Here is a 24,635-nt window from a genome sequence, read left to right on the forward strand (position 1 = left end):
AATTCCTTCTATTGTTCCCCATTAACCGTGCTTGATGTAAAAGAATCGGGGTAGTGTGCCATATAGTAAATTAACTCATCAGGAATAACCCAATTGAACACACTAGTCAGTAGAGGATCACGAAAAAAGGATCGAACCGCTTCCATATTTATTTCCGCTGAATAATCTTCAAACAGGAGCTCTTCTCGCTCCCCTGACCGAGACTGCAAATTTGCCACCTGTGCAAGCGAAGACGGTTCAAAGACGAAGTCAATCATACGAATAACAACAGGTTTTTCATACTTTGACGTTGTTACATGTACTTCCATTCGCTGCAGATCATAGATCAAGGAAAATACCGTATCTCCGCGTTTGGCAGAAGCCAGTACCTTGAAGAGTGCGTCTGGATTATCAAGAAATGTCCCGGAATTAGTATAAATGTCGGCAACACATGAAAACCGATCCATTGAATTCTTCTCATAATCGTCCCATTGTGACCATACATTCTGCCCTGACTCCAGTTTACTTATTGCATCACTATACGCGGTATTTGTAATTACTGGCGCCTCCAAAGGCGCGGAATGCACACACATATGACCCTGGAGAAACTCCACAATTACATAATTCCCGGTGCGATCTGCGATTAAATAATGCAACTGGGAAGTGCTCTGACCTATTCGGATTTTCCCCGCTGCCTCCAATGCTTCATCTACAGTACTGCATGTATCCAAAAGATACTGTATCCACTGAAGCTCACTTACAACTGGAAGGCCGTCTTCAGCTGGATAATGGGTCGACCATAACGTGGTCTGTTCAATCACAAGCCCTGCTTCATTTATTCCTCCATTGGGATTCTCCTTCCCTACTTGAGAAACGGATAGACTCCCATAGACTGAAGTCCATGATGCAGGAAGTGATGGAGGCATGATCAATGCAGTTTTGTGCAGACCACGTTGATTTGTGAACAGATATGCTCCATCGTAGATCACATCCTGATTTTTGCACACCCAAAAGTTCTCTTGAGATTTCACTGCGAATGCTGTGCTCATTTCTCCCCCTCCTGATGTGAGAAGGGTGCAGATACACTTGCCATGGACTCCGCTTTACTAAGCCATTCCTCAGAATGTTTGAGCGTTTTCTCGCCTCCCTGTTCAATGATCGCTGCAAATCTCGAAATTAAAGCCTGCTTGTGTTTCTCCCGCAGCAACTGGAGAAGCTTCATCTTGTAGGCTTTTTGCTCCTCTTCTTCCCCTTCCTTCTCTAACTTCTGTTGAATAAAAAGGATCTGTACATCCACTGTATTTTCAGGTGTGAGATCACGCAAATAATGTTGTCCATCAATCAGCACTTCATGTTCGACATGAAAATAATCGGCCAGTTGTTGCAGTCTATCCTTAGGAATTGGTCGACGTTTCTTGACCCAGTCATTAAATTGCTGTGGAGTGAGTCCTACCTCTTTGCACACCTGAGTGTAAGATAACTGGTGAATATGAGCCAAGTACTGCAATACCGTCATTGAGGGCAATGAAACTTGATTCATGCACAACACGTCCTTCACAAATGTATTTTATCAACCTGACATATAATATGTCATTATACAGGAGACATATTATATGTCAACAACGCTTATTCACTTATTTTCATCCTCAATAAGACCGGGTAAACGATAGTACGATTACACATTGTTGACGGGAAAACATATCATCTCAAGGAGGGCATACAAATGAAAAAATTTGATTACAGTCTCAATTATGAAGAGCTGGATCTGCGCAAACATCCTGAGCTGTACACCGTAGGCCGGGGTGAGCAGGGTGTACTGATGGTAGAACCGTACAAAGGCGAGATTCTGCCACACTGGCGATTCAAAACACCTGAGATTGCGACGGAGTCATCGGAGAAAATCTATGAGCTATTTTTGGAGTATAAGAAAAAGGGAGATTTCGTGGGTATGGATATGGCTCGCAAATTTCTCCAGATGGGCTATACACGGGCCAGACGTTATACGAATCACAAAGGAGGACGCAAATACTCGAAGGAGGATGGCTCAATCTTGCCCTATCAGAATGACAAGGTGAAGGCAGAAGCCGCGGCCATATTCAAAGCACAATGGGAGATTGCGAAGACGGATCCAGACTATGTGAAGATGAAGAAGGAGCATCGGGAAAAGTACGAGTCTAATGAGGCGTAGGATCAACGGTGAAAAGATTGACTTATGGAAACATTTGTCTCAGAATCGATCTTATTACTGTACATTTTCAACCATTATATTGGAGAAGAGAGGCGCATCCGATTATGACAGATTCGTTCATCCATTTAAACACAGGCCAGAATATCAGTATCAACGAATCCACCCAACTTCAGGTAACCATTCAATGTACATCATCTCCTTCTCCCTTGGATGTTAGCTGCTTTATGGTGAACGAAGAGGGAAAGGTCCCATCTGACGACTATTTTGTATTTTATAATCAGAAGGCCGATCCACACCAAAGTGTGCTTTTGCAACAGGCAGAGGAACTGAAATCCTCTTTTGTACTGGATACAAATCAATTACGGCAGGCCCCTGTGGAAAAATGTGTGTTTACGGCTACTCTGGATGCGGGAGGCACATTCGCCGATGTTCAGGCATGTCAGGCCATTGTACAAGCGGGTTCCCAGCAGATCACCTATGAGATCGCGCAGGTCACTGCGGAAACAGCTCTTATTCTCATTGAAATCTATAAGTATCGTGACGGGTTCAAAGTTCGTGCGATTGGACGAGGTTTCTTTGGTGGATTGCAGCCGCTGGCAGAGTCATTCGGTGTTGAAATTGAGAGTAACGACACCTCAGAAGCCGAACAGGTTCTTCTCACCGCACAAGCTGAAGTAGCAGCGGCCTCTTCAGAAGTCTTGGTACCTGTTGCTGCACCAAACACGAATCATGCGCCGCTGAACCTGACCAAGATCGATCTCCTTAAGCGTAAAGTAACCCTGTCTCTGCAAAAGAAAAAGATCGAACCTATACAGGCACGTGTTGCCGTTGTATTTGATGCATCAGGCTCCATGTACCATCTGTATCGCAAAGGCATCGTGCAAGAAGCCTTCGAGCGTATTCTGGCGATTGCATCAGCGTTTGATGATAACGGAGAGTTGGACGTCTGGTTCTTCGCCAAAGACTTCTTGCGTGCACCTAGCGTCACCGCCAGGGATTTCGAGAATTATATTGAACGCACATATACGCTGGGAAGCAAAGGCGGTACCAATAACGAACCTCCTGTGATGCAGGATGTCATTCGCAAATATACGATCGAGGAACCCGATGTGAAGATTCCAACGTATATTATCTTTTTTAGCGATGGCGGGGTCAGTCAAAAAGGGAAAATCATGCGGCTTATTACCGAAAGTTCAACCAAAAATCTGTTCTGGCAATTCGTTGGCCTAGGACAAGCCAATTACGGTATTCTGGAGAAACTCGATGACATGACTGGTCGTTTCATCGATAATGCTGACTTTTTTGCTCTCGACGACATCTCCAAGATCAGCGATGAAGAATTGTACGATCGTCTACTCACTGAATTTCCAGGCTGGATAAAGGAAGCTCGGGCCAAAGGCATTTTGGCCTAAAGCTTTTACCCTATACCACTAATCAGGCTTGTACTTTTTCTGTTTTACCACCCTTGGAACGTGGACGGAGCATACTTCCTACAATTCGCAACATCAACTTGCGTGGCACGAGGCGGGTGAACTGCGCTGTCCAGTAATTACCGGCCCCTGGCACAGCATAAGGTTTGCCTGACTCCAGTGCTCTCATGGCCACCGCCACGACATGCTCAGGTGTATCACGTTTACCCACCGAGGCTTCGTCAGCGCCCACCACATCAAAGAATGAGGTCTCGGTTGAGCCTGGGCATAGTGCCAAAAACTGAACGCCACGCTTCCTGTTTTCTTCGTATAATGCCTCTGTAAAAGAAAGTACAAATGCCTTTGTTGCTCCATACACAGCCATATACGGATCAGGTTGAAAGGCAGCCGTCGAAGAGACATTAATGACAGCACCATTTCGCTTCTGTAACATGCCTGGCAAGAAAAGATGTGTCATGTTTGTCAAGGCGAGCACGTTCAACATAATCTCCTCCTGCTGCCGGGTACCATCCACCTGTTCAAATAATCCATGAGTAGCAAATCCCGCATTGTTGATCAGCATATCAATGTGTATTCCCCGATTCTGACATTCCTCATATACCCTCTGAGGTGCATCGACATGAGACAAATCCGATACGATTACCTCAGCCCTTACTTGATATGTACGTTCTATACGTTCTGCCAATTGATTCAGTTTGGATTCTGTTCTGGCCACCAGCACAATATTTTTACCCTTGGAAGCCATTTCGAGTGCAAAAACTTCCCCAATACCTGAAGAAGCACCTGTAATAAGTACCCATTGACGCTGTTCCTTTATCATCTCTCATCCATCCTCTATGCATAATTTGAACACTTGTTTTCAATAGGAAACACCGTTTCTTTACAGAATCATCGTAACCAAAATTCATGATGCTGTCAAATACATTTGTTAAATTTGAATCTAGAACGGGTTCTTACTTATTAAATTCGGATTAAATTGACGTCATCCGGCGTAAAACAGTAGAATGACCATAAAAGGAAACGTAGTTTCTGTTCAACAACAATACGGTTACGAGGATGAAATCAATGAAGGATCTTAATTCGGGTTCCACAGAATCTGCACATACGGTAACAACCTTTCAGGAAGCCAGACTCCAGCACTCGGATAATCTGCGGCAAAATATTGTGCATGCTGCTGCCGCTTTACTGCAAGAGCATGGACCAGAAGCCGTCACGGTACGCCGTGTAGCTGAACGCATGGAGTGCTCCACCAAAATCATATATAACCTTTTTGGCAAAAAAGAAGGGTTAGCCAAACATCTGTATTTAGAGGGATGCTCCCTCATGGCCCAGCGTTTTGAAACTATTCCCCGGCAGGCATCGTTCGAACAATATTTCCGTGATCTGGCCTACGTCTACTGGGACTTCGGCATTTCTCAATCCAGCTTCTATCAGCTGATGTTTGGAGGATCTTTTTCCGAGTTCAAACCAGATGGAGAGACCCTACAAGGAACAGCGACTGCACTGAAGCAAGTGTCTGCTTTGGTGGAGATAGCGATTGAACAGGGAATGCTTCAGGTGCAAGATCCCCTGCTTGCGGTACGAATGATCTGGGCCCCCTTACACGGTGTTATTCATCTGTACCTGGGAGGCCATATTGAGAGCGAAGAAGCTGCCAAAACCCTCTATGATCATACGGTGTCGATGGTTATACACTCCCTTGTGAGTACATCTGCGAATGGATAAGCATTAAATCTGTGCTGTTTTAGATACCTTTAGAAGATAAACGAAAAAAGGAGCAGACCCATAGGCGTAATACGCCTAGGTCATGCTCCTTTATTTGGTTGACTCTATCTAGTTCCGTAACGGTTTCAGTCGATTAACGTGCCTCTTCGTTCTCAGCTTCCCAACGTGCAATTTCTTTGCGCACAATTGGAGCAACTTCTTTACCAAGTAGCTCGATTGCTCTCATAACCTCGTTGTGCGGCATTGTGCCGAGGGGGGTGTGCAACATGAAGCGGGTAATCCCGACTTCTTTGCGCAGGTAAATAATTTTCTGAGCTACGGTCTCCACATCACCCACATACAATGCACCTTCCAGGCTACGCGCCGCATCAAATGTCGCACGGCTGTAGTGTCCCCATCCACGTTCACGGCCCAGTATGTTCATGACCGCTTGCGCTGGCGGGAAGAATTTCTCCACGGCTTCGTCTGTTGTATCGGCAATGAAGCCATGAGAGTGAGAAGCAACAGTTAGCTTGGAAGCATCATGTCCTGCATGTGCAGCTGCTTTCTTGTACAGTTCCACCAGTGGTGCGAATTGCACCGGACGACCACCGATAATGGCAAGCACCAGTGGCAAACCGAGCAGTCCTGCACGAACTACCGATTCCTGATTACCGCCACTGCCAATCCATACCGGAAGTTTCTCCTGTACCGGGCGCGGGTAGATGCCCAGATTGTTAAAGGAAGGGCGGTGTTTTCCTTCCCAGGTTACTTTTTCCGAATCACGCAGCTTGAGCAGTAAATCCAGTTTCTCGTCAAATAACTCATCGTAGTCGTTCAGATCATAGCCGAACAGTGGGAACGATTCGATAAATGATCCCCGCCCTGCCATAATCTCTGCACGCCCGTTCGAAATACCGTCCAGTGTAGCAAAATCTTGATATACCCGTACCGGATCATGCGATGACAGCACGGTTACCGCACTCGTCAAGCGAATATTCTTGGTCTGTGAAGCTGCAGCAGCCAGAATGACAGCTGGTGATGAAGCAGCGTAGTCAGCACGATGATGTTCTCCCACGCCGTATACATCCAGACCCACCTGATCTGCCAAAACAATCTCTTCAACAACATCGCGAATACGCTGCGCATGACTGATAAGTTCTCCTGTTTTTACATCCGGGTTTGTCTCCACAAATGTGCTAATTCCGATTTCCATTGTCTGTTCCTCCCTGGTATGAAGCGATCCGTTGTTCATCTAACCTATTGTAAGTAGATCACCTTTTGTTATGTATCTTAATATTGAACTATTTTGATGAAAAACACAAGTACCCTCTGTTTCCAGAGGGCACTTTTATGTTTATTTCTTCCTCCCGATGTACAGCAAATGAGACGAGATTCCCAATATGGAAGGGTCTTTGGCGGCTTCAATCATATATTGCATGAGTTCATCATACTCGCCACGCTCTTTCCAGTATTGCTGCTGCTCGTCCGTGAGCATCGCTCTAAGGCTGGATGAACCAATCAAATCAACGGTTTCAAATCCATGTTGCTCCATGAAGGGCGTAACGTCCTGAATATTAAAATAGTATGCTCCCGTAAATCGTCCTTGATCCTGATGATCGAATATGCCCTTTTCCACAAAAGAACGGATTGCTGCCATGTTATCATTCGGTTTCCAGTGCTGCGGGGATTGCAGCGAATTGATACTCATGCGCATTCGGCTCTGCATGGCTACAAACACCACGCCCCCTCGCTTGGTCACACGGTACAACTCCCGTACAGTAGCCGTGCGCTCTTCGTCTGTCTGCAAATGATATAACGGGCCCAGCATGAGGGACGCATCATAAGTCTCGTCAGCAATACCGGAGAGCGAAGTCGCATCGAGAACATGGAATCCATTGAATTGCTGTGTCAAACCAAACTCTTGAGCCTTTTGCCGTGCAGTATCTACGGAGGACGGTGTCAGATCCGATAAAGTGACTTGGTACCCCAGTTTCGCCAGCTCCATGGCATACTTCCCCGGCCCAGCTCCATTATCCAGAATATGACCGTTGGCAGGCAGATACTCTCTGATGTAATGCATGTTAATGATGAATTCAATCGGTTCCCGTTCCAGTCTCCCCCACTCATCAAACCCGGAATAATATTTAATAATACGATCTCTCTTCATCGCTCTGACACCTGCCCTTTCTTATATGTAGACCACCTAATCATGTTCAAAATTAAATTCCAACCAGTATATATCTACTAAATATTTCCTGTCAAACAAAAAAACGTTCAATTCCCATTGAATGCGGAACTGAACGTTTCTCGATCTGATCTTATATCTTTTTCACAAACTCAGACTTCAACTTCATTGCACCCAAGCTGTCGATCTTGCAATCAATATCATGATCCCCATCAATCAGGCGGATATTCTTCACCTTCGTGCCTTGTTTGACCACGAGCGAGCTACCCTTAACCTTCAGATCTTTAATGACGGTAACGGTATCCCCATCACTTAGCACATTTCCGTTGGCATCACGGATTACTTTTCCATCCTCTGCGTTATCATTGTCTGCTTCCAAAGACCATTCATGCGCGCACTCCGGGCAAACCAACAGGTTACCATCCTCGTACGTGTACTCAGAATTACATTTCGGGCAGTTAGGCAAATTAGACATATGTATTAAACTCTCCATTCTACGATTGGCTTTCCCGCAAGTATACGGGATTTCGGCGGCATGTTCCATACGCTTGCTCACTGCATGAGTGGATTTAAACCAAATTTAAGGTTCAGGCATCCCTCACTTTAAGGGTAACTACTTATGATGTAACTATTAGATACGCACTACACATACATGAATTTTAATGTCTCTATGAATGTTATTATATTTAATACCAAAGGAGTTCCTACTCATGTCCTCATATGTTTTCCCTGTGCAAACGGCTTTTTTTATCTTTGTTGTTGCGGCCATGTTTTTGCTGGTGCCGTGGTTAATTTATGGGTATCGTAAAGACGGCTTCTTCAGCTGGTCGCGATTTGGCGTCAGCTTTTCCTTTATCTTTTATATTCTGGCTGCCTATTGCCTTGTCATTCTCCCTTTTCCGACTACGCGAGATACCTGTGCGCAGCAAGCCGCTGACACGATCTACTACAATCTGGTTCCATTCACTTTTGTCAAAGACATCATGAAGGAAACACCCATTGTATGGTCTCAGCCTTCCAGCTATCTCAGCATGATTCAGGGCAGAGCCTTTCTGCAAGTTCTATTTAACGTCCTGCTTCTCATGCCGCTGGGTGTATATATCCGTTATTTTTTTCAAAAGAGATCATTCTGGAAGTACGCCCTGCTTGGTGGATTAGGGCTTTCCCTATTCTTCGAGATCACTCAAATCACCGGATTCTACGGGTATTACAATTGTCCTTACCGCCTGTTCGATGTGGATGACCTGTTATTGAATACTTCGGGAGCAGTCATTGGATTCTTCACAGCGCCCATCCTGCTTGCTTTATTCCCATCACGTGCAAGCATTCAGGCGAAGAGTGAACAGATCGTGGAGCAAAACCGAGTGTATGCTATGCCTCAATTGCTCGCGTTAATTATTGATGGAATCATTGTTGTCTTCCTTTCGAATCTAATCTCCATCTTTACAGCGTCTGATGTGATCAGTGATGCGCTAAGTACATCCATTGCTATGGTCATTGTGCTGTTCTTCATCCCTTGGGTGCGAAATGGGGTAACTCCAGGCTCGGCCATCTTGCGATTCCGCTATGTGAATCGTCAGACCGGCACACCTACCAGTGAATCGTTATTCAAAAGATTTGCCGCACTTTACACGCCTTGGTTCGTGATTACAATCATCCGCTGGGTCAATGATTATGCCTTCACCAGTAATGAGGATGTTATGCTCCGGCCTTATCAAATATTGCTTTCCCTAGGAACAGTCGGTGTCTATATGTTGGTCTACGCCGTGCTCTTTGTTCATGTCTTGATCGTGCTCTTCTCCCGTGGAAAACGTTCCTTCTACTTCGATGAGGTGTCCCGCACACGTGCCTCTCGTAAATAATATTGGAGGATAACAAGGTATAATGTACCTCTAATTAATGCTTACGTTCTGCTTACTATTCTGCCAGATTACAAAAAGAGGACGTTCATTCTGAGAATGAACGTCCTCTTTTGATCGGGCTCATAGCAGTTTTTCAGAGTATTCATACACAATAACCCACCTGGATTATAACCCTAACAGCTCTCGCTTGGCTGCATCCGGATCATGTACGATCTCAATCTCATGGTTGAAAATTAGTGTCGCACGATCCTGCTCATATTCAGGCCAGTTCACACCTGCAACTTCAGGTTTGCCGTTCTTGGCAAAGGAAATCCAGGCATCCTGTACCTTGAGAGCAAGTGCCTCCGCAGCTTCATCCGGCTCCGCATTCATGAATTTGAGGACATGTAGTGTATTAAACACAAAGAACATTTCGATGCTGTGAATCGCTCTTTTTAACAAGGGGTGTTCCGGCATCACCCAATCAAATCGATACATCCACACCGGGGCATATTTCTGTTGTGCAGCAGCATATTGCAGCGCTGACCGCCAGAAGAACATATCGGTCATGACTTGGGCTTGTCCATCCGCCGTTTTTGGATAACTATCCGCGATGGCTACCCGGTTCTCCAGATCTGGCGTCATAAAGTCTACGCCCTGAACCATATCGATCTCTTTTGAATAAGGCACATGTGGCTGGATGAATAATGCACCCTCGTGTAATGTCGTACCAATCAGCACCGGAATATCCTGCGCTGAGCCTTCGTTCACCGCCTGAAGTGGCACCTGTGGTAATGTATGCCCATCCAATACAGGTTGGAACAATAATGCCATACCTGCCCCGCTCTGCTGTTTGACCGTTTCACCCGCTGCAATAATCTGCTCTACAGGAATTGTATTTAACTTCTGCAGGTTGTCCCGGTCCACCCCAAGAATCTTTAACATCCCTTCCCGCAACGCTGAAGCTTGCTCTGCCGGCATGAACTGGGATGCACCACTCTCCATAATGGCACGTTGGAACAGTCCTTTGGCCGTTGGCATCGCCATCAGTGCTGCAATGCTCATGCTGCCTGCTGATTCGCCGAACACCGTAACTTGATCCGGGTTACCACCAAAAGCAGAGATATTATCCTTCACCCACTGTAATGCCGCAACCTGATCCAGCAGACCTGCATTGGATACGTATGAATCACCTAATGGAGCCATATGCAGGAAACCCAAAGGCCCTAACCGGTAGTTGATCGTCACAACGATAACGCCCCCCCGAACCGCTAACTGTGTACCATCATACATCGGCTGGCTACCCGAACCTGACACGAAGGAACCGCCGTGAATCCATACCATGACCGGCAGTGGTTTTGCTCCTTTTTCCTTAGGCGCCCAGATGTTCAGATATAAACTATCTTCTGACTCATTCGGAATTTCTGTCTGGCCTTCTGGTTGATGATTTCGAGGTTGTATATTCTCAGGTCCAAATTGAGTGGCCTGTCTGATTCCATCCCATGACTCGGGCTGTACCGGAGCCTTGAAACGCAGCTCACCTACCGGGGGTTTCGCATAGGGAATGCCTTTCCATACGCTTGCATCGTGCAAAAGTTCGCCTTGAACGGTACCATATGTCGTTTGAACTTGAAGTTCTCTCATGCCGCTTCTACTTCCTCTCCGTAAATAGGTTAATTTAACGATTAAGTGCATATCATGTGTACTTATTTGAGTATAGTTTGTTGTCATACCTATTTACAACTTTACCCAACTCTAGCCTCCCCTGCTACGTTTCACGTGGAACTTTATCGGCGGATGATCTGATACATACCTTTAAGATGGACACCAAAAAGGCCACCCATTGAGTAATATCATCAAGTCTAACTTATCTTAATGGCATTGACCCTTAGCATGACCCTTTCCCGTTACTATCCAAATAACTACCCTTTTACAGGATAACGCACCGTAAACTCAACACCCTCAATCCATTCACCCGCTACAAAGTCCCGTCCCTTCACAACAACTCGATCCTTATAAACCTCCACATGAAGTCCTTCACTGCCCTCCAGATGCTCATCCTGATCTGTCCAGAGATAACCTACAGACGAAGCATTGAACATCGTTGGCATCTGGCCTGCACCATCGTACATCGTATGCTGCGCCTCCAGTTGCCAATGAGTGTGACCCGAGAAGAGGATCGCTTGTGGATATTTGGCCAGAACGGCCTTCAGTTCTGCATCCTGATTCACACCATACCAGCCTTGTTCCTTCAACGATCCTGCCACCGTATCCATAAGCGGCTGGTGCAAGAACAGGAAAATGGGATGATCTAGCTTTGCACGTTCAGACAATTTCGCATCCAGCCACTCCAACTGTTCAGCCGACATATCACAATCCTTCGGATGAGGTTGTTCGGTGCCCAGGAAAATATAATGATACCCATCAATCCAGTGATCGTGGTAAGAGCCCTTCATGCCGGTTATCGCTTCAAAATCACTCCATCGACGCTTCCATAATCCGGCAACCGTAATGGGGTTGACTCCTGAAGAGATAAGTCCCCGATCCTGGCCCTCCTGTTCCGAAGTTACAGCAGACAACGTATAAGTTCCACCTGATAGTTGCTCAATCAGTGCAGCTGATTCAGCAGCGGTTTGTTTTGTTAACAGCTCCATTTCTGCTTCCTGCTCCAACAACTCGGCTACTTCATCCTCTTTCATCTCAAGCAAAACGATCGGCGGATCTTGCCATACCACGGCTCCAATATCATGATTACCTACCGTGTACCGGATGTCCGGCAAACTCTCCGCATGCTGCTTCCATATGCGTTGCAACTCACGATATTCGCTCGGCAGCCCCCGATCCGTCACATCACCCACATGCATAATCCCGCTGCTTCCCTGACTGAATGTAGCTATGTCTGCTAACGCTTGGTCCAGATGCCGGTTATGAATATGGTCTGCCTCATCTCGCACATGTGTGTCCGTAATAACCTGGAAGCTGGCAACAGGTTGCTCCGGTGTATGTTCATTTCCCATCAAGAATCACTCCATTTCAGTCCAATAATGCCAATCAGAATAAAACCGATCCAGACCATCGACGTGAGCCGCAGACGTTCACCAAAAAAGTAATGCCCCACAACGCCAATGAGCGTAATGCCCACGCCAGACCAGATCGCATAGGCTATAGCCAGCGGCATATACTTCACTGCAAAATTAAGAAAGGTAAAACTTGCGCCATAACAGACAAACATCAACACCGAAGGCCATAACCGCGAGAATCCATCCGATACTTTTAGCAAAATGGTAGCACTCAGCTCCAGCCCGATGGCCAATGCCAACAGTACCCAGCCCAAGTAGGCATGACTGTTCGTCATCGATTCAGCCCACCATTCAGCAATTCATGGAAGGATTGAATCGTTCTGTCCGCCAAGCGGATTCTTCCCGGTTCTCCAATCCCAATCCGGTATCCTGCACCAGCGGCTCGTGCCATCTCCATATCTCCGTCCGTATCTCCAATGACCACCGTATGTTGTACCGATACACCCAACCGTTCACAAGCAAGCAGAAGCATATCGGGAAAAGGTTTCCCCCGCTCCACCAGATCGGTACCAATCACCACGTCAAAAAAGGAATCCAATCCCATCCACTGAAAGTGCTTGACCGCACTAGGTGTATCATCTGCCGTCACGATACCCATAACCACGCCTTCGCGACGGCACTGTTCAAGGAATTCTCGAACTCCCGGTAACGGACGTGCCGGGCGATGCTTCTCCATCTCTTCCTCTGCTTGCGCCAAACATTCGCGAACCATAATCTTGGCCTCCGCCCAGCTGAGACCTGCACGATATCCATGCCATGTTAACACGGCGTACACTTCATCCATAGTTCCCATTGCAAGCGGCCCGCGCACGTCATACCCATTCATTCGGCCTTGGTCATCGTGGAATGTACCCCAGATCTGTGGAATTTCTTCTGTATTGATACCCAGTCCACGGGTAGCTAGCTGGTCTTTGAAGCCACCCAACACACAATCGGTCCAGAACCCCCACATGCCTGTAAAATCAAGTAATGTTCCGTCCTTGTCAAACAAAACGGCTTCAATCGGATTCGGTAATCCGTCCACATACATCTCATCTTGCATTGGTTAAACTCCTTGTCTGTGCTCTTGTATGAACGGAAAGGACGGTACAGCATGTACCGCCCTTTTCGCATGAGTTACTAATCATAATACGTTTTTGCTTGAAATCCGAACAGGTTCACAACCGAATCTGGCGGAAGCAGGTTCGTCGATATCGTTACTTCACAATACGATCCAGTTCCTTCTGCGCTTTCTCTTTTGCTTCCTTCAGCGCTTGTTCCGCGGGCATATTATTGATCTGCACCTGGTCAGCTGCATCTTTCAATGCATCATTGATTTTTCCACCCGTTGGATCCTGGAATGGAGCCGAAGCGTGAGCTGCCTGTTGCAGTGGTACAGTGATCTGTGGATTTTCCTCACTGAATTTCATGAACTCTGGATCTTGTTGAGCCGATTGACGTACTGCGATATATCCGGTGTTCATGGACCATGAAGCTGTGTTCGAAGTTTCAGAGAAATACGTAAGCCATTTGTATGCTGCCCGTTGTTGTTCAGGCGTTGCAGCTGACGGAATACCTGCCGAAATGGCACTTGCTACCGGTTTTCCTTCACCAACGCCTTCCCAGCCTGGTTGTTGCATCGCAGCGACTACGCTAAAGTCCAAGTCACCTTGGTCACCACTAGATCCGGTATAACCTGCTGCTTTATTTTTCATCACATCATCAATCGTTTTGTACCAATACTCCCAGCCCTGACCTCCATAATGAATGCCCATAATCTTGTCTTCGTTAATCCATTTACGGAACAGTTCCCATGTCTCGATCCATTCCGGGGAATCAATCATGACGGTTTTGCCATCATCGCTAAGAATCTGTCCGCCCTTACCCAGCACGGCATCAATCATATTGTCGCTACCCCACATCGGTTCCCAACCGTAGAAGGTGGTCTTTCCATTTTCTTGTTTGCTCATCTTCGCAGCCGCCTCAGCCAGCTTCTCCCATGTCGTCAGAGTTGCTGGGTCGATTCCGTTCTCCTTGAACGTATCCATACGGTAATACATGATCTGAGTTGTACCGTACATTGGCAAAAAGTATTGTTTACCATCCACCTGTCCCTGGTTCAGGAATGTCTGAATGAAATCGTCTTTCTTAAAATTTGGATCAGCAGCAATCATCTCATCCATGGGCGCATAATATCCTTTGCGTGCCCAGTCTATATTGGAGCTAAGTACCGCGGCGGGAACATTCTTGGAAGCAATCGCTGCTTGCAGCTTCTGTTCCGTCTCCGTGTAATCTGCTTGTACAATTCCTTTTACAACGACTTCGTTCTGGGAGGCGTTGAATGCATCAATCGTCTTTTTCATGTTATCGCCCAGATTACCACCCAGACCATACCAGAACTCGATCTCAACCGGATCTTTGGCCTGAACTTCGGTTCCACTGGCAGCAGCCGTCGTGCCTGATTCTGCGGGTGCTTGTGTTCCACAAGCGGTCAGTAGAGCAAAGCTGGTCGCGAGTACCAGCGACATGCCACCCTTCCAGTTCAACCTCAATCTCTTTTTCCATCTCATGCTTGCCTGACTCCAATTCATTGTTTTTCCTCCCGTTTTAGGTGAAATATTGGTGTTGAAACAGTGCATCTGGATGGATGCTTTTGTGGATGATAATTCATGCATGGTAGTTAATATCAGTTCTTGTTCACACCTGCCGTGATATTCACGCTCTGCATGATGGTCTTCTGGGTGAACAGGAAGAGAATAAGTAGGGGTGCGATGGTAAAGGCACTTGCAGCCATAATCTGTGGCCAAGCCAGTCCATATGCCCCGCCTTCTACAAAGAAGCTGCGCAGACCCGCCGATACCAGCTGTAAATCAGGGTCTTTGGTGATGAGCATAGGCCAGAAATAGTTGTTGTACTGTTCAATAAACGTAATCAGCACCATCACGGCGAAGCTTGAGCGAACAAGCGGCGTGATAATCGTCCAGAGAATCCGGAAGTGGGATGCACCATCCAGCTGTCCGGCTTCCACCAATTCATGAGATACCTGCATGAACGCCTGCCGGATCAGGAAGATCGAGAACACGCTAACACAGTTGGATACAATCAAGCCTGTGTAGGAATCTAGCAGATTAAGTTCGCTAAGCACCAGGTAACTAGGCAGATACACGGCTGTACTTGGTATCATATAACCCACTAGAATCAGGGATGTCAGTACACCTTTGAGACGGAATTTCATATGTGTCAGGGCGTACGCCATCATACTGGAGTTAACAATCTGAAATAGACAGATGGCTAAGGCTACCCCGGTACTGTTCAGGATGTAACGGGCAAATGGTGCCGCATTCCAGGCATCCACATAGTTGCTCCACAGGAACGTCTCCGGCCAGAAGGTCGGCGGGAACTGCCAGATCTCATCATTGGTTTTGAACCCGCTAATGATCATCCAATAGAAGGGAAAGGCTGTACCCAACGCGATAATGGCTAACAGAAGGTAGCGGATCATTTTACTTATTTTAAAATTCGGTTGTGACACGTTCTGCAACTCCTTGCGCTTCATCCGTTTAGACTTTTTGTTAGGCAATGTCATTGTCATTAGTAGTGCACCAGACGTCTGCCAAGCAGGAAGGATACGCCCGACAGCAACACGCAGATCAGAATGATCACAACGGCGATAGACGAAGCTTCACCTACATTAAAGGATTCGAATGCAGACTGGTAATACATGTACAGCAACGTTCTCGTTGATCCCGCCGGTCCACCCTGCGTCATGACATTGATCTGGTCATAGGCTTGCAAGGACTGGATGGTAAGAATAATCGATAGAAAAAACGTCGTTGGTGAGATCAGCGGCAGTGTGATACTTCTGAACTTGTCCCAACCGTTGGCTCCATCAATTGAAGCTGCTTCGAGCAGATCGGACGGTAGATTTCGTAGCGCAACGAGATAAAATACCATCGCCCACCCAATCGATTTCCAAAGCGTGACGATCAGAACGGCAACCAGTGCCCAGTCCGCGTCACGCAACCATCCGATCGGAGATACGCCTACCCAGCCCAGCATAAGATTAGCGAGTCCCACTTCGGGCTCGAAGATCCAGGACCACGCAATGGACACCGCAACTGTCGGGGTGACCCAAGGTGAGAAGAGTAATGTCCGGAAGATGCCGGATGATTTGATTTTGCTATTCATGAGCATCGCAAGTGCCAATCCGCCCACAATGGTTGGGATTACACTGCCCAGTCCGAATAACAAGGTAACTTTCAGTGATCGATAGAATTCAGAGTTTGTCAGCAGATAACTGTAATTGTCCAACCCGACGAACAGCTTGTCCGGGCTCATGAAGTCCCAGTCGGTGAAACTGAGATAAACGATATATCCCAGAGGTCCCAGCCAGAAGATCAGCAACGGGATTAGAGCTGGCAGCGTGAATAGGACCGCCTCAGACTCCCTCCATAGTTTTAAACGCAAATCCCCCACTCCTTACTGTCCAATTTTTCTTTAATGATTGGGAATTTTTGAGTATAATCAGCTTTATATTTATTCTGTACAAAATTGATTGTACACTCGTATTGAAAATTCTAATTCCGGCTTATGTTAAAATTGGAGCAAGTCATGTAAAATATGAGGCAGCTAGTGGGAACGCTATCATAAACCAGAGGTGACATTGTGGGAAAAGAAACAGCCGGGAACCCGAATCTTTCTTCGTTACCTGATCGGCATGCGCTGAGGGAGAGAGTCATTGAGGCCATCGCCAATACGATGGATCTGTATGGGGTTAATCATACGTTTGGCAAATTATACGGCATCATGTATTTTGAGGATCGACCGATGACACTTGAAGAGATGAAAAACTCGATGAATATGAGCAAGAGCAACATGAGCTATGCGGTTCGTTCGCTTACGGAGTCCCAGATGATCTATAAACTGGAGGAAAAGAAGGAGCGCCAGGATCAATATCTGGCAGAGACCGACTTTTATCGTACATTCCAGAATTTCTTCGGTGCCAAACTCCAAAGGGAAGTAGATGTCATGTTAGAAGGTATTCGTGAGGTCATTCCTGACCTGTCCGCAATGATCCTTTCGGAACATACCTCGTCCAAAGATCGAGATGATGCACTGCGTGATCTGCACAAACTCCAACACGCGGAGCAATACTACGTCTGGCTACAAGGATTCGTGGATCAGTTGCGGGATGGTAAGTTTTACGAGAATGCTGCACACACGCCCGATAAAGAGTAGTACAACTGCGTAAACAGAATAACTAATGGGTGACCCAAGCGCTAACGAACCTAGACGATCTGACGTACCATTGTTGAGTCACACTAAACCGCAAAAAGGAGCTGTTCCTAGCCAATGTATGGCTTATGGAACAGCTCTTTTTTATTCTATCTATTGTATTGTCGTATCCTATCCGTCATTAGGGTTCTCTTTTCCATATGGTACTGTGTTAATGACCCCTTTTTTCTTTTAAAAAATATTACTTTTGCGCTGCAGCTTCGATTTCTGCATATGCCCAGTGGGATGTAGGTACATCACTGAACGTTGGCGTAACTTCGCCAGTTAGTGGTGTGCGGTTGAACAGCAAGTTCAGCACTTTCACGGCTTCAGCACGTGTCAGCTTGCTGTCTGGTTTGAATGTACCATTGTTGTAACCAACCATCAGGCCAGCAGATTGTACGTATGCAATCGCATCAGCTGCCCACAGGTCTACGGATACATCTGTGAAGGAAACTGCTGTACCATTCACGGTTGTTGCACTCGCTTGTTGCTGCATCCAGCGATATGCAATCGTTGCCATCTGTGCACGGGTGATCGAACCTTCCGGTGCAAATTGAGTGTTGCTCATGCCGTTCATGATACCTGCGGATTGCGCTTTTTGAATTACACTTGTTGCCCAGTGTGTTGCAGATACATCCTTGTAGCTCACGCTATTCACGGAACCTGCTGCCGCTTCAGTTGGAAGATTGCGAGCCAGCATTGCCGCCATTTGTGCACGTGTTACGAATGCATCAGGACGGAAATCCATGCCAAATCCCTGGATGTACGGTTGATGTGTACTTTGTGAAGCTTTCAGTCCATCCACAACAACGAGGGTGAATGTACTGAATTTCGTTACAGGAAACTCAATGCCTTCGCTGTTATCCGCGAGTTTCACCAATTTGCCTTGAATCAATTCTTTTGTGCCGTCACTGTGTTCGATATAGATCGCCAGGTTGTCCAAAGCTTGCTGACGAGCAGCCGGATCAGTTGGCAGACTGTCACGCAGTGGCAATGTGAGAGTCACTTCGCGGCTCTGCATATTCGTGTCGATCTCTACAGGACGAGCCAATACGCGAACATTCGTATTCGGAGCAACTTGTTGAATCAACTGCCCTTTCTTCGCACGTTCTTCGACTTCTTTGCGCTCCGATTCCTTTTTCAAAGGTACAACGCGGAAGTACAAGTCTTGATCAAATCCAGCGATGGAATTCGTCGGAACGGAAATCACTACATTTTCAGTGGAAATCTCCAGCTTGAGTGAGCCATCATTCAGTTCTTTTACCGCTGCTTTAGGCAGTTCAATACGTGTTTCGGACACGGAATCTTTGGTATCTGGAATCACGATGCGTGCGGTGTTCATGTTCAATTGTTTTGCTTTTTCCACCGATTCCTTGGCAATCGCTTCGGTCATTTTCACCAGATCTTTGATCGTGCCGTTGGTTTCGGTTGTACGGGTAATCGGCGTTTTGGTCAGGTTGGTGCCGTTTGTTCCATTAACGTCAACCACGATCTGCTCTTGTTTCGTTGTTGGTGCAGGTACAGACGTTACTGGTGTGGTCGTGGACGATCCACCACCTGTGTCTCCACCCGGGTTAGGTGTTGAGCCATTACCATTATCAGTGTTGCTATCACCGTTCTGTGTAAAGACAAACTTCACAGCGCGGCCTGGCAGTTCATCGCTGATTGCTTTGTAACGAACCCATACCGTTTTGTTGCCGCTAAGGTCCATTTTTTGAATGAAGGCAACATCAATCCAGTGCAACTTATTGTCGTAGGAAATCTCCATCGTGTTGTCCAAGCCCGTTAGGGTGTTATTGATGTCATTCCCCTTCACATTAGGAGCCGTAAAGAATCGGTTAAATACATATTGCAGATTCCCAACATCCTCATAGCTATCTTGTTCATTTAGGACCCATTCAGCCAATTCCTTCTGGCCTTCAGGACTGAGTTCTGCCCTTTTGGATAAATCAAGAGCGCCTCTAAGATTAAATTTGTATTTGCTGAAGAATGCTTCACCTTTAATCTGATTTTTCATTACTACATCAAGCCATTGATCCATTCGCGGTATAGAGGTAGCTTGCTCAAATGAATCGATAGGCATAGAGAGGAGATTCAGGACAATATTAGGATCAACAATATCCCCTTTAGACACTCCTTCCAACCTTTCGAATGCAACTAGATGCAAGTAATTATATGCCAGTACACCTTTATCTACTTTGCTACGTTCCAAATGTTGTTGTCCAAGGCTGCGTAACACATATGTCTGTTGGTCATTAAAGTGATTAGGTCCATTTACTAATTGCTGAGCGAGCAGATCCAGTTTATTCCTAAGAACACTGAGTTCCCTCTGCTCCCAAACAGATTGTGCCAATACACCAAGTTCAATCATATATTGCACCTGTTCTTTGTTTTTGTAATCTTTATTTACATAGTCGATCAGGAATCCCGCAATGAAATCTCTAACCTGTAAGGATAAAGCTCCGTATCCGTTAGGCAGAGTAATACCCAGATCAGGATCTTCCATAGCCATTCGCATAGCCGCTATATTACTGTTGCTCTTTGCAGCATTTAAGACAGTCAATGGATCGCTTTCGTTATCATCAGGAAAAAATTTATTAAATGCAGTCTGAATTGCTTCGAAACTTGCATACCCATTAACCGGTCTTTCATTAAGCATATGGTCAGCCAGTTGTTTTTGCTCTTCGGAAGTAAGATTATCCAATTTGCTAACATCCAAAGGGAATGTTCCAAGTGGAGTTTCTGTGTAGACGGAGTTATATTCCTCAACACCTTTCTGAATGGAACGGAGATGCTCCAAAGACTCCAACACTTCTGCTTCCGTTAAGGCCTGGTTCAGATAAGGTGTTCTTTCAACAGCAGTGTCCGTGAATTTGACAACCCGGGAGATGGACTCTTTCCCTTTTAGCCTAATTGCATATCTATACTTAGTCATCCATTTGTCCATTTCGGAGGATGTGAGGTAAGTATTAATAAATCGGTAGTATTCCCCTTCTGGATCGGGCTCTTTGAAATGATTTACTCGCTCTGCTTGCTTGTTATAAAACTCATCAAGTGCAGCTATTGCGTTTGGTCCATTAATTTCGCGTATGACTTCAAGTGCCTTCAAGGCTACTTGCACCAAAAATTCAACATCTTCTTTTTTCTCATATCCGGCATTCGTTGGTGGCTCTATATCTAGTAAGTATACTGCGATATCCTCCTGATCTTTGACAGAAAGCATCTTGAAATCAGGATTAGCAATGAATTGTTCATCGTGCAGTAATACAATCAAATCTTGAATAAAATCGTTGCTGTTACCCCGATCGGCTTCTTTCTTCAGTTCGTTATACTTGGTCAGCGTTGTATCCTTGTTAAAAAACGCATCAAATTCTTTCTGAACTTCGGATACAGTTTCATAACCGTTTTGCGGTTTATGATCAATCATCCATTGAGCCAGCTCGGATTTTTTGGTTGGATCGTTCTGGATGGTCGACATCTTCTCCATATTAAAAACAAAAGGCTGGATGTTAGGGTTTGGATTAAAAATGACATGCATTTGAATGAAGTCATACATACCATAAAGATTATCCAGTGATGCTTCCATGCTGGAAAGGTCAAGTGCTCCATTCAGTTCTTTATATTCAGATATCTTAGAAACCATAAATTCCAACTGACTATTAAATTGCGTAGGATCGCTAGAATCCATGAATATAATATTATAGAACATAAGATAGCTCACAAACATTGGCAAGTCTGCACCCGTCAAATTCATATAATGATTACCAGCTTGTGTCCAATCAGGTTTACCAACATTCGGGAAATAAGTGGACCATTCTGCCAGCAGGCTATAAACCAGATTGATGCTGTACTGCAATGTGCTCAACTCAGTCTGCTTAGGAAGTGAGATAAGGTGATACACCAAATCAAATACGTAATTGGCCTGATTGTTATTCTCATATGAGAACTCCAGTGGGAGCAGCATGACCATGCCTCTGGCAATTTCATATTTTTGATTATCGTTCAATGCTTCATAGTCTTCAGGCAGTGTAATTAAATCTTGTTGTTCAAGTAAATTCTGAACATGGGTCACCGTCGTACCCTCATCCGACTCAATATACATCTCTCTCTCCATATTAAGTTGGTCCAATGGAGTAAGAGTCTCTGCACTTGCAACCCCACCCACACTAACCACCTGTAATAACAAAACAGCAATTAAAAGGCAGCTTATAAGCTTTTTGTAAACCATGTAATCTGTTCCTCCCTATCTCATGTTTTTTTACATATAAATTCAATCCATCTGATACGTAAGGCCTATTGTAGTACACTGCGATAAACAGAATCTAAACAAAAAGAGTAAATAAAAGGAAAAGGACCCACCTTGTAGTACAAAAACAGGATAGATCTCAACTTTTTTCGCCATATTTCATCATTTTATTTTAAAAAAGTATTCTTTTGGACCTATATAACTCCGGCTATTATTCAAGGTGTCCCCACCATCCACATACAATGTGCTGCCCGTCGTGAATGTATTGGTCATCAGATACGTAACTGTATGTGCAATTTTTTCATTGTGGCATCAAGGGTAAAAATAACGCGAACGAAGCGACCTGAACGACAACTATACAATGGAACTTCACAGCAAAAAACGAGAGACAGATTACCTGATATCAGGCATATCCGTATCTCGTCTTTGTCACATCACATTCCAATCCGCCCCATACGACCCCGATGGTCTCTGACCTAAGAAAGTAGACCCAGCTTCAGTACTCTTGCAATATTCTCGGTGGTACGTTCCACATTCTCCGGGCCTTCTCGCAATAGTCGATCCAGATCCGCTGCTCCAGGCACAATACCAAATATGGCATCAATACCTTCCGAGTAGAGGGTGTCGATCCCTTCGCCCACACAACCTGCAAGGGCAATCACAGGTTTACCCGCTTCCTTGGCTGCCCGAGCAACCCCATAGGGGGTCTTGCCAAATTTCGTTTGGAAGTCGATGCCGCCTTCCCCCGTAAATACCACATCCGCAGCAATCAACTTTTTACGCAACTCAGTATATTCAATGACAATCTCAATCCCTTTACGTAATACAGCCTGTGTAAAAATCAAGAGTCCTGCGCCCAACCCCCCAGCCGCTCCGGCTCCTGGTACATCACGGATATCTTTGTGCAGCTGCTGTTTCACCACATCTGCATAATGGGACAGATTCGCATCCAGCTGCTCAACCATCTCTGGAGTCGCCCCTTTTTGTGGTCCAAACACCCTTGATGCGCCATGCTCCCCACATAGGGGATTGTTCACATCACAGGCCACAATGAACTCCACTCCCTGCAAACGCTCATCCAGACCGGATAGATCAATCTGAGCCAGTTGATCCAGAGCCCCCCCACCACGCGCAAGCGGCTGACCCTGTGCATCCAGAAACTTCGCCCCCAGTGCTTCAGCCATGCCAGCCCCACCATCGTTGGTCGCACTACCACCAATACCAATGATGATCTTGCGTATGCCAAGGTCCAGACATGCGCCAATCAACTCGCCTGTTCCATAGCTTGTCGTCCGGAGCGGGTCCCGGGTGTCCTTGGTAACCAAGTGGATGCCGCTGGCCGATGCCATCTCGATGGCCGCCGTTGTTCCGCCACCCAGAATGCCATACTGCGCAGTGACTGTCTGACCCAATGGTCCGCTCACCTCGTGCTGGTGAAGGACACCGCCGGAAGCGTCCACAAGGGACTGCACCGTACCTTCCCCACCATCTGCCATAGGTACATGAATATAGCGTGCCGTCGGGTATATTTTACGCAACCCTTTTTCCATCGCGATACATACTTCTTTCGCTGTCATACTTTCTTTGAACGAATCCGGTGCCAGAACAAATGTCTTCTCTCTAGTCTCTCTCATATCCTAAAGGAGAACACGGTTTTCCATAATATTTTTCATGCTGATATGGGATTTGGAGGGTCCCAGCTTCACCAGTGAATCCTGAAATCCGGCAAGTTCTTCAATGGACGCCGTCTGTACTTTGATCAGATAGTTATACTCACCGCTAATCCGATAGACATCCGTGACTTCGATGGCTTGTTCACAGAACTGGACCAACTCGTCGCAATGCTCTGTTTTGAGCAAAATAAACGCCGTGGTTCCACGGTTTAACCGGGCCAGATTATAGATCGTTGAATATCCCGTTATCACACCTCTCTCCTCCAGTTTCAGGATTCTTTCCTTAACCGAAGGTTGGGACATGTTAATTTCTTTGCTAATCTGTGCAACAGGGATACGTGCATGATGTTGCAGCAAGCGCATAATCTGCTGATCGATTTCATCAATCATGTGTTCCATTTGTAAAACCTCCGAGTCTTCGCCTTATTTAATAAGGTTTTTCTAATAAATTAGCTAAAAATATATCGATTTTATCTCATTATATCCTTTGAAATTGTATGGTTCCAATGCGATATCAACCCTATAATTTAGACTACAATCTGAAGAAGGAGCGATGTAATGTGAGTGTTATTGGACTTGCACATGTAGCCATTCAGGCTCGTAATTACGAAGATACTCTGGCGTTTTATACAATAGTATTGGGATTCAAGGTCGGTCACTCCTGGATTTTGCCTTCCTTCCACATTACCAAGGCATGTATGCTGATCTCTCCGGATCAGCGCACCTGTATTGAGGTATTTGACCCAAAAGCCGTCATTCCCGCCGAAGGTGAACCTGCCGCCTCTCCTGAAGCGGTCCGGCACGGCTCACTGTTACATTTCGCCTTTTACGTGCATGATGTAGAAGATATCTATCAGCGAGCGCTCGCCCATGGAGCCAAGGCCTATGTTGAACCGGATTGGATATCGCTTGGCGAACCTGCACTTCGGGTTAGAAATGCGCTCGTCCACAGTCCCAATGGTGAAGTGATCGAATTTCTTGAAGAGGTTGATTTTGACCGATCCTCATCCTCACCATCATCTACATGAAGTACACAAACAGCCTGTTGCC

Annotated in this window: 22 protein-coding genes; 6 read left to right on the plus strand and 16 right to left on the minus strand. The window is 46.0% G+C overall.

Annotated features, from left to right (window positions below):
- Positions 1-8: 8 nt before the first annotated feature.
- Complete coding sequence (locus FE296_RS13165; protein WP_124116812.1) at positions 9-1,028, minus strand: carcinine hydrolase/isopenicillin-N N-acyltransferase family protein; 1,020 nt, start codon at positions 1,026-1,028, stop codon at positions 9-11.
- On the minus strand, positions 1,025-1,519 hold the full coding sequence (locus tag FE296_RS13170; RefSeq protein WP_150365175.1) for a helix-turn-helix domain-containing protein: 495 nt from the start codon (positions 1,517-1,519) through the stop codon (positions 1,025-1,027). Before FE296_RS13170 ends, FE296_RS13165 begins: the two co-directional genes overlap by 4 nt.
- Before the next feature lie 183 nt (positions 1,520-1,702).
- Between FE296_RS13170 and FE296_RS13175 the strand changes: the two genes are divergently transcribed.
- Together FE296_RS13175 and FE296_RS13180 are read left to right on the plus strand one after the other, a co-directional pair.
- Positions 1,703-2,167, plus strand: a complete 465-nt coding sequence (locus tag FE296_RS13175; protein WP_150365176.1) for a DUF4385 domain-containing protein — start codon at positions 1,703-1,705, stop codon at positions 2,165-2,167.
- A 104-nt stretch (positions 2,168-2,271) separates the two neighbouring features.
- Positions 2,272-3,579 carry a VWA domain-containing protein gene (locus FE296_RS13180; protein WP_124116815.1) on the plus strand — a complete coding sequence of 436 codons (1,308 nt, stop codon included), beginning with the start codon at positions 2,272-2,274 and terminating at the stop codon, positions 3,577-3,579.
- Positions 3,580-3,601: 22 nt separating this feature from the next.
- On the opposite strand, the gene FE296_RS13185 is transcribed toward FE296_RS13180, so the two are convergent.
- Positions 3,602-4,417, minus strand: a complete 816-nt coding sequence (locus FE296_RS13185; RefSeq protein ID WP_150365177.1) for an SDR family NAD(P)-dependent oxidoreductase — start codon at positions 4,415-4,417, stop codon at positions 3,602-3,604.
- Positions 4,418-4,662: 245 nt separating this feature from the next.
- On the opposite strand from FE296_RS13185, the gene FE296_RS13190 reads away from it, so the two are divergent.
- Positions 4,663-5,322 (plus strand): TetR/AcrR family transcriptional regulator, encoded by a 660-nt coding sequence (locus FE296_RS13190; RefSeq protein ID WP_150365178.1) that lies wholly within the window; start codon positions 4,663-4,665, stop codon positions 5,320-5,322.
- A 133-nt stretch (positions 5,323-5,455) separates the two neighbouring features.
- Here the strand turns inward: FE296_RS13190 and FE296_RS13195 are convergent, their stop codons facing one another.
- From FE296_RS13195 to FE296_RS13205, 3 genes are all read right to left on the minus strand, one after another.
- Positions 5,456-6,517, minus strand: coding sequence for an LLM class flavin-dependent oxidoreductase (locus tag FE296_RS13195; RefSeq protein WP_036612299.1), 1,062 nt, complete (start codon positions 6,515-6,517; stop codon positions 5,456-5,458).
- Positions 6,518-6,658: 141 nt separating this feature from the next.
- Positions 6,659-7,471, minus strand: a complete 813-nt coding sequence (locus FE296_RS13200) for a class I SAM-dependent methyltransferase (RefSeq protein WP_150365179.1) — start codon at positions 7,469-7,471, stop codon at positions 6,659-6,661.
- A gap of 151 nt (positions 7,472-7,622) precedes the next feature.
- The gene (locus FE296_RS13205; protein ID WP_150365180.1) at positions 7,623-7,964 is read right to left on the minus strand and encodes a zinc ribbon domain-containing protein YjdM; all 342 of its coding nucleotides are present in this window, start codon (positions 7,962-7,964) and stop codon (positions 7,623-7,625) included.
- 235 nt (positions 7,965-8,199) lie between these two features.
- Here FE296_RS13205 and FE296_RS13210 point away from each other — a divergent pair, with 235 nt between their 5' ends.
- Positions 8,200-9,351 (plus strand): VanZ family protein, encoded by a 1,152-nt coding sequence (locus FE296_RS13210; RefSeq protein WP_124116820.1) that lies wholly within the window; start codon positions 8,200-8,202, stop codon positions 9,349-9,351.
- Between the two features lie 165 nt (positions 9,352-9,516).
- Here the strand turns inward: FE296_RS13210 and FE296_RS13215 are convergent, their stop codons facing one another.
- From FE296_RS13215 to FE296_RS13245, 7 genes are all read right to left on the minus strand, one after another.
- Complete coding sequence (locus FE296_RS13215; RefSeq protein ID WP_150365181.1) at positions 9,517-10,974, minus strand: carboxylesterase/lipase family protein; 1,458 nt, start codon at positions 10,972-10,974, stop codon at positions 9,517-9,519.
- Positions 10,975-11,252: 278 nt separating this feature from the next.
- Entirely contained in the window at positions 11,253-12,347 is a 1,095-nt protein-coding gene (locus FE296_RS13220; RefSeq protein WP_150365182.1) for a metallophosphoesterase family protein, read from the minus strand.
- Positions 12,347-12,685: a DMT family transporter gene (locus FE296_RS13225; protein WP_124116823.1), complete on the minus strand. Its 339-nt coding sequence runs from the start codon at positions 12,683-12,685 to the stop codon at positions 12,347-12,349. Before FE296_RS13225 ends, FE296_RS13220 begins: the two co-directional genes overlap by 1 nt.
- Positions 12,682-13,452 carry an HAD family hydrolase gene (locus tag FE296_RS13230; protein ID WP_223868865.1) on the minus strand — a complete coding sequence of 257 codons (771 nt, stop codon included), beginning with the start codon at positions 13,450-13,452 and terminating at the stop codon, positions 12,682-12,684. The genes FE296_RS13225 and FE296_RS13230 overlap by 4 nt, the downstream gene beginning before the upstream one ends.
- 154 nt (positions 13,453-13,606) lie before the next feature.
- Positions 13,607-14,980 (minus strand): ABC transporter substrate-binding protein, encoded by a 1,374-nt coding sequence (locus FE296_RS13235; protein ID WP_150365183.1) that lies wholly within the window; start codon positions 14,978-14,980, stop codon positions 13,607-13,609.
- Between the two features lie 95 nt (positions 14,981-15,075).
- A complete protein-coding gene (locus tag FE296_RS13240; RefSeq protein WP_223868870.1) occupies positions 15,076-15,891 on the minus strand; it encodes a carbohydrate ABC transporter permease in 816 nt (271 codons plus the stop codon).
- A gap of 89 nt (positions 15,892-15,980) precedes the next feature.
- Complete coding sequence (locus FE296_RS13245; protein WP_036671737.1) at positions 15,981-16,856, minus strand: carbohydrate ABC transporter permease; 876 nt, start codon at positions 16,854-16,856, stop codon at positions 15,981-15,983.
- A gap of 198 nt (positions 16,857-17,054) precedes the next feature.
- Between FE296_RS13245 and FE296_RS13250 the strand changes: the two genes are divergently transcribed.
- On the plus strand, positions 17,055-17,627 hold the full coding sequence (locus tag FE296_RS13250) for a GbsR/MarR family transcriptional regulator (RefSeq protein WP_124116825.1): 573 nt from the start codon (positions 17,055-17,057) through the stop codon (positions 17,625-17,627).
- Positions 17,628-17,865: 238 nt separating this feature from the next.
- On the opposite strand, the gene FE296_RS13255 is transcribed toward FE296_RS13250, so the two are convergent.
- The 3 genes from FE296_RS13255 to FE296_RS13265 all read right to left on the minus strand — a co-directional run bounded on the left by FE296_RS13255 (position 17,866) and on the right by FE296_RS13265 (position 23,984).
- Positions 17,866-21,894 carry an S-layer homology domain-containing protein gene (locus tag FE296_RS13255; protein ID WP_150365184.1) on the minus strand — a complete coding sequence of 1,343 codons (4,029 nt, stop codon included), beginning with the start codon at positions 21,892-21,894 and terminating at the stop codon, positions 17,866-17,868.
- A 494-nt stretch (positions 21,895-22,388) separates the two neighbouring features.
- On the minus strand, positions 22,389-23,546 hold the full coding sequence (locus tag FE296_RS13260; protein WP_150365185.1) for a glycerate kinase family protein: 1,158 nt from the start codon (positions 23,544-23,546) through the stop codon (positions 22,389-22,391).
- A gap of 3 nt (positions 23,547-23,549) precedes the next feature.
- Positions 23,550-23,984: an Lrp/AsnC family transcriptional regulator gene (locus FE296_RS13265; protein WP_150365186.1), complete on the minus strand. Its 435-nt coding sequence runs from the start codon at positions 23,982-23,984 to the stop codon at positions 23,550-23,552.
- A 161-nt stretch (positions 23,985-24,145) separates the two neighbouring features.
- Here FE296_RS13265 and FE296_RS13270 point away from each other — a divergent pair, with 161 nt between their 5' ends.
- Positions 24,146-24,613 (plus strand): VOC family protein, encoded by a 468-nt coding sequence (locus tag FE296_RS13270; protein ID WP_150365187.1) that lies wholly within the window; start codon positions 24,146-24,148, stop codon positions 24,611-24,613.
- Positions 24,614-24,635 lie beyond the last annotated feature (22 nt).

This window comes from Paenibacillus sp. UASWS1643 (assembly GCF_008693195.1).
Classification (GTDB): Bacteria; Bacillota; Bacilli; order Paenibacillales; family Paenibacillaceae; genus Paenibacillus; species Paenibacillus amylolyticus_B.

Excerpts from the sequence above, each read along its gene's own strand:
- FE296_RS13190 (WP_150365178.1), top strand. The coding sequence starts at position 4,663 with ATGAAGGATCTTAATTCGGGTTCCACAGAATCTGCACATACGGTAACA.
- FE296_RS13260 (WP_150365185.1), bottom strand. The coding sequence starts at position 23,546 with ATGAGAGAGACTAGAGAGAAGACATTTGTTCTGGCACCGGATTCGTTC.
- FE296_RS13185 (WP_150365177.1), bottom strand. The coding sequence starts at position 4,417 with ATGATAAAGGAACAGCGTCAATGGGTACTTATTACAGGTGCTTCTTCA.
- FE296_RS13215 (WP_150365181.1), bottom strand. The coding sequence starts at position 10,974 with ATGAGAGAACTTCAAGTTCAAACGACATATGGTACCGTTCAAGGCGAA.
- FE296_RS13210 (WP_124116820.1), top strand. The coding sequence starts at position 8,200 with ATGTCCTCATATGTTTTCCCTGTGCAAACGGCTTTTTTTATCTTTGTT.
- FE296_RS13200 (WP_150365179.1), bottom strand. The coding sequence starts at position 7,471 with ATGAAGAGAGATCGTATTATTAAATATTATTCCGGGTTTGATGAGTGG.
- FE296_RS13195 (WP_036612299.1), bottom strand. The coding sequence starts at position 6,517 with ATGGAAATCGGAATTAGCACATTTGTGGAGACAAACCCGGATGTAAAA.
- FE296_RS13175 (WP_150365176.1), top strand. The coding sequence starts at position 1,703 with ATGAAAAAATTTGATTACAGTCTCAATTATGAAGAGCTGGATCTGCGC.
- FE296_RS13225 (WP_124116823.1), bottom strand. The coding sequence starts at position 12,685 with ATGACGAACAGTCATGCCTACTTGGGCTGGGTACTGTTGGCATTGGCC.
- FE296_RS13240 (WP_223868870.1), bottom strand. The coding sequence starts at position 15,891 with ATGATCCGCTACCTTCTGTTAGCCATTATCGCGTTGGGTACAGCCTTT.
- FE296_RS13205 (WP_150365180.1), bottom strand. The coding sequence starts at position 7,964 with ATGTCTAATTTGCCTAACTGCCCGAAATGTAATTCTGAGTACACGTAC.
- FE296_RS13180 (WP_124116815.1), top strand. The coding sequence starts at position 2,272 with ATGACAGATTCGTTCATCCATTTAAACACAGGCCAGAATATCAGTATC.
- FE296_RS13230 (WP_223868865.1), bottom strand. The coding sequence starts at position 13,452 with ATGCAAGATGAGATGTATGTGGACGGATTACCGAATCCGATTGAAGCC.
- FE296_RS13255 (WP_150365184.1), bottom strand. The coding sequence starts at position 21,894 with ATGGTTTACAAAAAGCTTATAAGCTGCCTTTTAATTGCTGTTTTGTTA.
- FE296_RS13235 (WP_150365183.1), bottom strand. The coding sequence starts at position 14,980 with ATGAATTGGAGTCAGGCAAGCATGAGATGGAAAAAGAGATTGAGGTTG.
- FE296_RS13165 (WP_124116812.1), bottom strand. The coding sequence starts at position 1,028 with ATGAGCACAGCATTCGCAGTGAAATCTCAAGAGAACTTTTGGGTGTGC.
- FE296_RS13170 (WP_150365175.1), bottom strand. The coding sequence starts at position 1,519 with ATGAATCAAGTTTCATTGCCCTCAATGACGGTATTGCAGTACTTGGCT.
- FE296_RS13265 (WP_150365186.1), bottom strand. The coding sequence starts at position 23,984 with ATGGAACACATGATTGATGAAATCGATCAGCAGATTATGCGCTTGCTG.
- FE296_RS13220 (WP_150365182.1), bottom strand. The coding sequence starts at position 12,347 with ATGGGAAATGAACATACACCGGAGCAACCTGTTGCCAGCTTCCAGGTT.